This is a genomic window from Streptomyces sp. ITFR-21 (genome assembly GCF_031844685.1).
GTDB lineage: Bacteria > Actinomycetota > Actinomycetes > Streptomycetales > Streptomycetaceae > Actinacidiphila.
In genome coordinates, this window is record NZ_CP134605.1 from 2657885 (window position 1) to 2667939 (window position 10055).

The window sequence follows — 10055 nt, forward strand, 5'->3', positions numbered from 1 at the left end:
TCAGACCCGGGAGACCGAGCTGAAGTCCACGTACGCGCTGGGGTGGGCCTCGACGCCGCGGAATTTCCTGCCGTTGTAGGCGCGTACGGCTCCCGACCAGTAGGTGACGACGATGGGCACGTCCTCGTTCAGCGCCTTGGCGATGATCTCCGCCTGCGCCCGGCGCTCCTCGTCGGTGGTCGCGGCGTCGTAGGCGTCGGCGGCGGCGTCCAGGGCCTTGTTGCTGTACTTCGAGCCGTTCCAGACCGCACCGGTCTTTACCATCGGCGTAATGAACTGGCTCGGCACGGCGCGCCCGGCCCAGCCGACAAGGTTGGCGGTGGTGAAGAGCCAGGGCGCGTCCTTGGCCTGGTCGCCGCCGTAGAAGTCGGCGGAGGAGCGCTGGTCGAGGTCCACGGTGATGCCGAGCTGCTTGAGCTGGCTCTGGATCGTGACCGCGTAGTCCTTGCTGGGCGGGTCGAAGGTCAGGGTGAAGCGCAGCTTGTCCACCCCGGCGGCGGCCAGCAGCCGGGCGACCTTCGCCTTGTCCTGGGCGCGCTGCGGGATGTCCTTCGGCGCGGCCGGGAAGGCGGGCGCCAGCAGGTGGTCGTTGCCGAGGTCGCCGAGTCCCGCGCCGACGCCCTCCTTGACGGCGGGCCGGTCCAGGGCGAAGGCGACGGCCTGCCGGACCTCCTTGCGGTCGAAGGGCGCCTTGTCCACCCGGAGGGTGAGCACCGTGACGCCGGTGCCCTCGACCTTGTCGACGGTGATGCCGCCGGCCGCGGCGAGCGGCTCGACCAGGTCGGCCCGGCTGAGCAGCTGCGCGTCGATGCTGCCGCTCTGCAGCGCCACCAGGTCCGCCTGGTCGTCGGCGTAGAAGGTGACCTGGACACCGTCGAGATAGGGCTTGGGGGCGGCCCAGTACGCGGGGTTGCGGGTGAAGCCGGCGCCCCTGGACGCGTCGTAGGAGTCGAGCAGGAAGGGGCCGGTGCCGATGGCCTTCTTGGTGAAGTCGCCCGCGTAGTCCTGCTTGAGGATGACGGTGTTGTAGTTGCCGGCCGAGACCAGGTAAGGGAAGTCGGAGAAGGGCCGCTTGAGGGTGAAGACCACGGTGGACGCGTCCGGCGCGGCGACCCCGCCCGGTTCGAGGATGGTCGCGAAGGCGGACAGCGCCGAGGACTTGTTCTCGGGGGCGAGCAGCCGGTCGAAGGTCGCCTTCACGGCGGCCGAGTCCAGCGGGGTGCCGTCGGAGAAGCGGACGCCCTTGCGGAGGGTGAAGGTCCAGGTGCGCGCGGCGGCGTCGGACGTCCAGCCGGTGGCGAGCCTGGGCACCAGCTTGAAGTCCTTGTCCAGCCAGACCAGGTACTCCGCGACCAGCTGGATCAGGGCGACCGAGGTGCCGTCGTACGCCGTCACCGGGTCCACTGCGGTGGGCGGCGGCGGGGATCCGGCCCGCAGGGTGCCGCCGGGTCTGACCGGGTCGCCGGCCGCGCTCCTGGTGTCCTTCGGGGCGGCGCCCGCGGGGTCGTGGCTGCCCGAGCCGCAGGCGGCGAGCAGGGCGGCGAGCGCTCCGCCGGTGCCCGCCGCCAGCAGGCCCCGGCGGGAGAGGTGCGGCAGGGCGTCCTGCCAGGTCTGCGGGTGCGCCGGGGCGGGGTTCTCGGGCATGACTGTCTCCAGGGAAGGGCGGGGGTCGTCCGGGGTGGCGCGCACTGCTGCCGTGGCGGTACGCGGGAGCGTCCGCGGGCGGGAGGTCCACGGGGGCGGCCGGCGGGTAAGGGTCCGCGGGCGAAGGCGATCGGTCGGGCGCGCCGCCCGCCGGGTGCGGGGGCGCCTCGCGCTCAGGTGCTGTTCGCGGGGTCCGGCCTCGGGAACGGGCGGCGGTTTGCAGGGGGCGGCGAAGCCTCAGGAGCAGGTCAACAGCGGGGACACACGCTCGCGCCGACGCGCAGGAGATCCACGTGGAGCCTCCGGGTCAGTGCTGGGGTCCTGGTCACGTGGACCATTGAAGCAGCGGGGCCGGTAGGCCACAACGGGCCATGTGTTGCAGGTTCACGACGCCGTGCGGACCGGCGGTGCGGCGCCGCGGGCCCGGGGCCGGGGCGCACCGGCGGCACCGGCGGCACCGGCGGCACCGCGGGTGCGGACGCGCGGCGGTGCCGGCGGGGGTGCCGGCGGGGGGTGCGGCCCGGCCGCCGGGTCCGGACGCGGCGGTGCCGCCGGGCGCGTGAGGCGCCCGGCGGCACCGGGCCGGGGGTCGGACGGGGTCGGGTCAGCTGTTCCAGACCTGGAACTCCGAGAGCTGTCCGGCCGGCCAGCCGGAGTTGGCGGTGATGTTCACCCGGAAGTAGCGCTGGGTGGTGGCCGGGAAGGTGATGGTGACGGTGTTGTTGCCGTTCGGGTCGAAGGTGTAGGTCGCCGACGCCTGCACCGTGCTGAACGTGGAGCCGTCGGTGCTCGCCAGCAGGGACAGGGTCTGGGTGCGGACCCCCCAGCCGGCGGGCAGTCGCAGGACGACGCGGGACGCGCTCTGCGCGGAGCCGAGGTCGACCTGGACCCACTGCGGGAAGGCGCTGTTGGCGCTCTCCCAGTAGGTGGACTGGTTGTTGTCCGTCACCGCGGCGGAGCCGTACGTCTGGGTGTGGCTGGACTCGCCGGTGGCCTTGCCCGCGGCCAGGTTGGTGCTGGTGGCACCGGCGCCGGTGCCCGACAGGGCCACGGTGGTGGGGCTGTCGGACGCGCTGCCGGTGACGGTGACGCCGCCGGTACGGGTGCCGGAGGCGGTCGGCGTGAAGGTGACGCTGATCGTGCAGGAGGCACCGGCGGCTATGGACGTACCGCAGGTGTTGGTCTGCGCGAAGTCGCCGGCGGCCGCGATCGAGGAGACCGAGGCCGCGGCCGTGCCGGTGTTGGCCAGTGTGACGGTCTGCGCCGGGCTGGTGGTGTTCACCGTGCGGGCGGCGAAGGTCAGCGAGGCCGGCGAGGCGGCGAGCGTCGCCGTCGCCGGGGAGCCGCCGCCGGTGGCGAAGGCGAGGCTGTTGAGGTTCCAGCCGCCCTGGTCCTGGTTGACGGTCAGCACCTGCTGGCCGGCCGGCAGCGCGACCTGGGCCGTGACCGTGGCCCAGGTCTGGAAGCCGCCGGTCGCCGGGATGGTGACGGCCCCGCTCAGGTTCGTACCCGACGCGTTGGACAGGTGCAGCGCGCCGCTCACCGCGCTCGGCGCCGCCACCCGCAGGCTCACGGTGTAGGTGCCGGCCGTGGCCGCGTTGACCGTGTAGCGGAACCACTGCCCGCCCGTGGTCCAGCCGAGGTCGTAGCCGCCGCCGGTGTCCGAGGTGGACTCCAGGTTGACGCCGTCGGCCCGGTAGTTGTTGCCGGATCCGTTGACCGAGGTGACGTTGTAGGCCAGGCCCTGGCCGCCGGTGTCGTAGTTCTCGGCCTGGACGGTGCCCGGCAGCGGGGCCGCGGTGCCGCCGAAAGGCGCCTCGACCGGGGTGCCGCCCTGCCAGTTGTTGTTGCTCAGCGTCGCGGTGAAGCCGCTGGAGTTGTTGGCGAACGCGGTGGCGCCGGCCTTCAGCCCGGTGACGGTGTTGCCGGTGATGGTGGCCGACCCGGTGGGCGCCGGGTAGAACGACGGCGAGATCACGACGCCGTTGCGGCCCGGGTCGGTGATCGTGTTGTTCTGCAGCAGCGTGTTGGTCGAGGTGGAGAAACCGACCGCGTCGTAGAGGGAGTTGGCCACGGTGTTGTTGGTCACGGTGACGTGGTCGACGACGCCGGTGTTCTGGCCGTCGCCGCCGTTGCCGATGTGCAGCGCGGGCTGGCCCTGGCTGTAGGCGTTGCCGCCGGACCGCAGCACGACGTTGCCGGAGACCGTCGCGGACAGCAGGTCACTGCCGTTGACGCCGAAGCGGCCGGCGCCCAGGCCGATGTACCGCGCGGTGTCGCTGATGTAGTTGTCGCTGACCAGGTGGCCGCTGCCGCCGTAGATCCCGATGCCCTTGCCGCCCCACGGCGCGACCGTGGTGTTGTCGGTCATCGTGATGTCGGTCATCGGGTTGTAGTAGGTCGTGCTGCTGCCGTTGGTGTTGTAGCTGACCGAGTTGATCGCCATCGCGTCGTCGCCGGTGCCGCGGACGAAGTTGTTGGTGGCGGTCAGGTTGTTGCCGCTGCTCGCGTTGAGCGACACGTTGTTGAGGTTGATGCCGTCGGCCCAGATCGAGGTCAGCCGGCTGTTCTCGACCTTCCCGCCGGTGCCCGAGGCCCAGAAGCCGGACATGGTGTGCTGCGTCCAGATGCCGTTGGCCAGCCAGTCGGTGCCGGTGGTGTCCATGGCGCCGCCGTCGCCGCCGATGGTGCTGCGGCTGACCGCGTTGGCGTCGATGTGGAAGTTCTGCACGGTGCACGACGTCACCGAGAACAGCGCCGCCAGCGGCGTGTTGTTGGGCACCGGCACGTCGCGGTAGACCGTGCTGTACCACTGTCCGGCGCCGGCGATGGTGATGCCCTGCGCCTGGAGGCCGTTGGTGCCCTTCACGTAGAAGGTGCCCTGCGGGATCCAGAGGACCTTGCCCTGGGACTGCGCCTGGTTGATGCAGTTCTGGATGGCCGGGCCGCTGTCCACCGACTGGGCGTCGGCGGACCCGTTGGTCGGGATGTCGTCCGCGACCGCGCCGCAGCTGGTGATGGAGATCGAGTTGGCGGGCTGGGCGAGCGGCGCCGGCGGGTTCTCCACGTCGACGACGTCGACGTCGTAAAACGACGCGCTGTTGGCGGCGTCCTTCTGCAGCGAGAAGGTGCTGCCGGGGGCGATGGCCGCGCCGGTGACGAAGGTGTGCGCCTCGTCGAAGAAGACCCGGGGCGAGCCGTCCGCCGGGTTCTGGTTGTCGCTGGTGTTGTAGTTGTCGTTGCCCTCGTACACCCACGTCTGCTTGGAGTTGAGGTTCAACGCCTGCCGGAACGTGCCGTTGACGTACAGGTCCAGCGTGCCGGTGATGCCGCCGCCGGCGGCGGAGTCGGGCAGGCTGGCCCGGACGTTGATGAAGCTGATCGGCGCGCCGGTGGTGTTCGTCCACTGCACCGACTGGCCGGTGCCGGCGAGGTGGACGTACGCGTGCCCGGACGCCTCCAGCGCGGCGCTGGAGTACTGGGTCGTCGGGGCGGCCGTCAGCGACACCGCGCCGGCGCCGCCGCCCAGGGTGCCCGCTTCGGCCTCATAGGTGGTGAACGGCGTGGTGGCGCCCGCCTCCGCCGCGGCGGGGGCCAACTGGACGGCGGCGCGGGGCGCCGCGGCGGCGGGAGCTGTCGCGGGGCTGGTGGCGGGGCTGGTGGCGGCGCCGGCCGGTGCGAAGGACATCCACACCATGCCGCTCGCGGCGGCAAGGGCCACCGCCAGGCGCGGGACGAGCCCGACGGCACGTAAAGGTCGGGAGTTCTCACGCATCGGATGCTCCTTCGAGGAACTCGGGTAACCGGCGCCCCGACCGTACAGAGCGGGTGGGGGCGCCGCAAGGTTCCGATCTGGTAAAGAAATTATTGAACAGACTGTTGGAAGAGAGCGTATGAAGTGGACCTGGCTTGAGTGATAGATCCCATGACTCAGCGTCGTTGATCCACTGCGGCGCCAACCGCGGACCGGGGTCAGGGCGGCCGGGCTCCTTGGCGGGAGTCGGCCGGGTCGCTTCGCGCCGTCATGGCGGCGGGCGAGGCATCCGACCTTTCCGCCCACCCGCGGGCCGGCGGAACCGGAGCGGTTTGTGGGCGATCCGCGCGGCGGGGGCGTCCACGGGCGGCGGGCGGCGGGCGGCGGGCGGCGGGCGGCAGGCGGCAGGCAGCAGGCAGCAGGCAGCAGGCAGCAGGCAGCAGGCAGCAGGCAGGACGTTCTCATACGAGGGCATCTCGGCCGTAAAGGCAGGTGATATCCCCGCACAGCCGTCGGGCGCGCCCTTCAACGTGCGCTACCTCTCGTTCCCCCTGCCCACCGCGCCGGCCCGGACGCCCACACCGAGGAGTCCTTCACGATCACCCAGGACGCGCTCGGGCCCGTCTACCCGGTCATCGTGCCGCCCGGCGGATAAATCCCCAAGCAGAGCCCGGGGTCCGGCTACCGGACCGGGACCGAACCCTACGTCACCGGCCGGTACCAGCAGATCGGCGACCTGACACCGGGCACGTACATCACGCGCACGCAGAAGCCGGACTCCCCGCTGCGCTCGCTCAGCACACCGCGCTACGACGTCGAGGGCGGCCCCGGCACCACCGGCTGCTGCTGAAGCCCTGCCTGCGGAGCGCGGGTCGGGGGCGGAGGGACATCCGTGTCAGATCGTGCGCTAAGGGTTTGCCTCGTTGTTCGGTGCTTCGACCTTGGGTGATTGAGTGCCTGAGCCTTCGTGGGTCGTTGTTGTCGATCCTCGGAGAGCTGTTGTGGCGGTCGAGTTTCTGACGGATGAGCAGGCGGACCGGTACGGGTCGTTCCACGAGGCGCCCTCGCGGGCGGAGCTGGAGCGGTACTTCTTCCTGGACGACGCGGACCGGGAGGCGGTGCAGCCGTGAGCGACCAGCTCCCCGAACTGCCCGGCGGGCTGCGGCCTCTGCGCGACAAGCACGCCGCTGACGACGAGTGAGCGTCAGCCTGGAGCCATCCCCGTGGTTTAGGGGTGCGGACGGGCTGCTCGGGGCTGCGGGAAGTCAGTCCCGAACCGGTGTGGCCGGACTGATGTCGTACGCCTTCTGCACGAGGGCGGGGGGGCTGCCGTCGTTGAGCTTCCGGTCCCACAAGGCGTCTACTTGCCGGCGGGCCTGTGGCTCCATCTCTTCGGGCAGCAAGTTGCGGTAGCGGCTCTCCTCGCCGAGCAGGACGCGCACCGTGCGCTCGTAGACCGGTTCGGGGTCGTACTGCTCGTGCGGGAAGGCCAGTTCGGCGTAGTCGTAGAGGCGGTCGGCGGGGTCGTCGCGCCATTCCTTCCACGTCTCGAACATGGTGTCGTTGAAGCCGGTCAGGAACGGGCCGGGGTTGATCGTGGCGACCGTGACGCCGAACTCGGCCAGCTCCTGGTCCAGCGCGTCGGCGAACGCCTCCACCGCGTGCTTCGATCCGGCGTAGGCACCGGTGAACGGGTCGACGGTGAGTCCGGCGACCGAGGACATGAAGACGATGCGCCCACTGCGACGCGCGGCCATCTGCCGGGCGATGCCCTGGGTGAGCAGGACGGGCCCGAAGACGTTGACCTCGAACTGCCGACGCAACCGTTCCTCGGGGATGTCGGCGGTGGCACCGCCCTCGGAGACCCCGGCGTTGTTGAGGAGGACCTCGACGTCCCAGGACCAGGCGTTCTCGCGGTCGCCGGGGTCGGTGACGTCGAGTTTCTCCACGCGCAGTTCGACGCCCCGCTCGCGCGCCTCGGCGCGCACCGCGCTGACCTGGGCGATGATCTCCACGCCCGCGATCACCTGGTGCCCGGCCGCCGCGAGTCGCAGCGCGACCTCTTTGCCGAAGCCGCTGCCCGCTCCGGTGATGAGAATCGGTCCCGCCATGGTCGTCGAACCTTCCTGTGCTGGTGTCCGGCCTGTTCCGGGCACCGATCCCCAGATGCCCCGCCCAGCCGCTGTACCCGCGCCCGGCTTGTCTACAAGGCCGCGACCGCGGCCTTGGCCACGGCGGTGTCCTGCTCCTGCGAGCCGCCGCTGACCCCGACCGCGCCCGCCACCTCTCCATCGGCCCTGAGAGGGACCCCGCCCGCGAAGACCAGCACCCGGCCCAGCCCGGACAGGGCCATGCCCCAGAACTGCCCGCCCGGCTCGGAGTCCCGGGCCAGATCGCCGGTGGCCGACCGGAACAGAACGCTGGTGTGCGCCTTGTCGATGGAATGCTCGATGCTGCCGAGCCGGGCTCCGTCCATCCGCGCGTGAGCGACCAGGCTGCCGCCTGCATCCGCGACGGCGATGTTGCCGGGGGAACCGATACGGTCCGCCTCAGCGATGCCCGCGTCGATGATCCGGCGGGCATCGCTGAGACCCACGGTATGTGTACTGCGCATACGAGAGACGGTAGATCCTGGAACGGCAGGACGCCATTCGGCAGACCCGTTCGCGCGGCACGCCCAGAGCGGTGACTCAGCGCCGGGCATCGCCGGGCACGAGGAGGCTGGTTAGCTCCGAGATCGCCTCGTGCGAGGGCTTGAAGTAGCGGCGGACGTTCTCCGGCTTCTTGTGCCTTGACTTCGCCATCAGCATCAGCGGGGAGGCCCCTTGTACGCCGAGTTCGGTCAGCCCCGGGCGCTCTTGGCCTTGACCGGGCAGCGGCGGGCGGCGAGGTCCAGGTCCTCGATGTTCACGTCGAGGATCTCCTCCGCGCGGCGCAGGTCTCGTAGAGCATCCGCCACAGCGCCTTCTCCCGCAGGTGGACCTCGCGGCGGGCGATGAGCCGGTCCACGGCCATCTTCGAGCGGGCCGGAGTCTCGGAGTCCGGCACCGCCAGCCGCTTCGTCCCGGCCGGGACCCGCGGGCCGTCGTAGCCGTACTGCGCACACCAGCCCAGCCGGGACAGGACGGCCGCCCGGCGGGCGTTCCAGGTGTTGACCGCCGCGGTGCCCCGCAGCAGCTCCAGGGCTTCGCCGATCTCGTCGTCCGCGACCGACCCGAGCGGGCGGGCCTCCCCGATCCGCTCGGCGGTCCTGCCGACCCCGACCCCGTAGCTACGGACGGTGTTCGGGTTGCGGAGCGAGTCGAGGAAGGCGTCGGCCGCCGCGCGGACGGTCAACGCCTTCCCGGCCGGCAGTTGCACGACGGTGGGCACCGCTTCCCCTTGCCACGGATAACAGGGCCGCTTCACGTACGGCCCCGAGAAAGTCACCGCAGGTGACGAACCAAAACTTTCAGATAACAGGGCGTTATCCGTGGAACGACTTCAGACCCGCCCCGAGGCCAACACCTCGCCGACCGCCCACCAGGGACGACGGACGCTTAGCGCACGATCTGACACGGATGTTCCTCAGCCCCCGGGTCATGGGGGCCGTGCCTTCCCGGAGCCCCGACCGGCGTCTCCCGGCCGCGGGCTTGCTCAGTGGCGGCCGTGGGCGCTGGAGGATGCGCCCCCGAGGAGCCGGGCGAGGGCCCGGAACGGCAGGGTGGTGACGGTGGCGACGGCGCCGCCGATCTTTCCGAGGACATCCGCGATCGCACTGAGCATGACGGAACCTTCCGCTGGCCTTTTTTACGGGGTGCCCACCCAGGCTGGGCGACGTCACGGCGGCGATCTGGGCGGGCCCGGCGGAACCGCGGCCCGCGGAACCCGGCTGCCCGCCGAGCCGAGCCGAGCCGAGCCGAGCCGAGTCGGGCCGAGTCGGGCCGAGTCGGGCCGGGCAGCCGAGGCCCGGGGTCAGCCGCCGAGCCGGGCGGACCGTGCAGCCCGGCTCCGCTCCGGGCCGATCCGCCCACCGAGGCCCGGGGCGGTGCCACCCGCCTTCCGCGGCGGTTCCCGCGCCCGTGCGGGTGCCGGCTGGGACCGGGGTTCGCACGGGCGTTCCCGCGGGAGCGGTGGTTCAGGAACAGCGCACGTCGAGGGCGGTCAGATACGTGCAGTCGACCGTCTCAGCGTTGTTCGTGGTGTCCGGGTCGGCCGCGGAGGCCGCTGTGATCGTCGCGGTGGCCCGGATGGTCAGTGCGAGGGTGACCGGGTTGATCGGCAGGGTGAACGTCCGGGACTGCGACGCGCCCGGCGCGATCGGCCCGAAGGAGCAGACGGCGCTGCCCGGGTTGGTGGTGCAGGCGCCGCCGGACGCCGGGGTGAGGACGTCGGCGACCGCGGTGGTCACCCGGGCGCCGGACAGCGCGTCCGGGCCGTTGTCGGTGACCGTGACGGTGTAGAGGATCGAGGGGGTCAGCAGGGCGAACTGCGGGGTCGCGGTCAGGGTCACCGCCGCGTCCGCCGTGGCCGTGTCGGCGTGCGCCGCGGCCGGCAGGGCGAGCGTCGCCGCCGCCAGCAGCAGGGCGGGCGCGCCGGTGGCCAGGGCGCGGTTGCGGTGGGCGTGGGTCATCGGTCTCCTCGGGGAGGGGCGGCCGGGCGGCCGGGCGGCGCCCGG

At 71.9% G+C, this 10055-nt stretch carries 6 protein-coding genes and 2 pseudogenes; 1 reads left to right on the top strand and 7 read right to left on the bottom strand.

Annotated elements, in window-relative coordinates; all coding sequences use genetic code 11:
• Window positions 1-1644, bottom strand: a complete 1644-nt coding sequence (locus RLT57_RS11665; RefSeq protein ID WP_311297323.1) for an ABC transporter substrate-binding protein — start codon at window positions 1642-1644, stop codon at window positions 1-3.
• Between the two features lie 604 nt (window positions 1645-2248).
• Window positions 2249-5419, bottom strand: coding sequence for a discoidin domain-containing protein (locus RLT57_RS11670; RefSeq protein ID WP_311297324.1), 3171 nt, complete (start codon window positions 5417-5419; stop codon window positions 2249-2251).
• A gap of 980 nt (window positions 5420-6399) precedes the next feature.
• Between RLT57_RS11670 and RLT57_RS11675 the strand changes: the two are divergent.
• Window positions 6400-6519 (top strand): annotated as a pseudogene (locus RLT57_RS11675) (DUF4158 domain-containing protein); the annotation flags it as partial.
• A gap of 144 nt (window positions 6520-6663) precedes the next feature.
• Here the strand turns inward: RLT57_RS11675 and RLT57_RS11680 are convergent.
• The 5 genes and pseudogenes from RLT57_RS11680 to RLT57_RS11700 form a co-directional block, all read right to left on the bottom strand.
• On the bottom strand, window positions 6664-7509 hold the full coding sequence (locus RLT57_RS11680; protein WP_311297326.1) for an SDR family oxidoreductase: 846 nt from the start codon (window positions 7507-7509) through the stop codon (window positions 6664-6666).
• Between the two features lie 92 nt (window positions 7510-7601).
• Complete coding sequence (locus RLT57_RS11685) at window positions 7602-8012, bottom strand: GlcG/HbpS family heme-binding protein (protein WP_311297327.1); 411 nt, start codon at window positions 8010-8012, stop codon at window positions 7602-7604.
• Between the two features lie 76 nt (window positions 8013-8088).
• Window positions 8089-8770: pseudogene (locus RLT57_RS11690) on the bottom strand (site-specific integrase).
• A gap of 264 nt (window positions 8771-9034) precedes the next feature.
• Window positions 9035-9163, bottom strand: a complete 129-nt coding sequence (locus RLT57_RS11695; protein ID WP_311297328.1) for an LPFR motif small protein — start codon at window positions 9161-9163, stop codon at window positions 9035-9037.
• Between the two features lie 352 nt (window positions 9164-9515).
• On the bottom strand, window positions 9516-10010 hold the full coding sequence (locus RLT57_RS11700) for a hypothetical protein (RefSeq protein ID WP_311297329.1): 495 nt from the start codon (window positions 10008-10010) through the stop codon (window positions 9516-9518).
• Window positions 10011-10055 lie beyond the last annotated feature (45 nt).

Coding starts and splice junctions, on each gene's coding strand:
- RLT57_RS11665 (WP_311297323.1), bottom strand. CDS start 1,644: ATGCCCGAGAACCCCGCCCCGGCGCACCCGCAGACCTGGCAGGACGCC.
- RLT57_RS11670 (WP_311297324.1), bottom strand. CDS start 5,419: ATGCGTGAGAACTCCCGACCTTTACGTGCCGTCGGGCTCGTCCCGCGC.
- RLT57_RS11680 (WP_311297326.1), bottom strand. CDS start 7,509: ATGGCGGGACCGATTCTCATCACCGGAGCGGGCAGCGGCTTCGGCAAA.
- RLT57_RS11685 (WP_311297327.1), bottom strand. CDS start 8,012: ATGCGCAGTACACATACCGTGGGTCTCAGCGATGCCCGCCGGATCATC.
- RLT57_RS11695 (WP_311297328.1), bottom strand. CDS start 9,163: ATGCTCAGTGCGATCGCGGATGTCCTCGGAAAGATCGGCGGCGCCGTC.
- RLT57_RS11700 (WP_311297329.1), bottom strand. CDS start 10,010: ATGACCCACGCCCACCGCAACCGCGCCCTGGCCACCGGCGCGCCCGCC.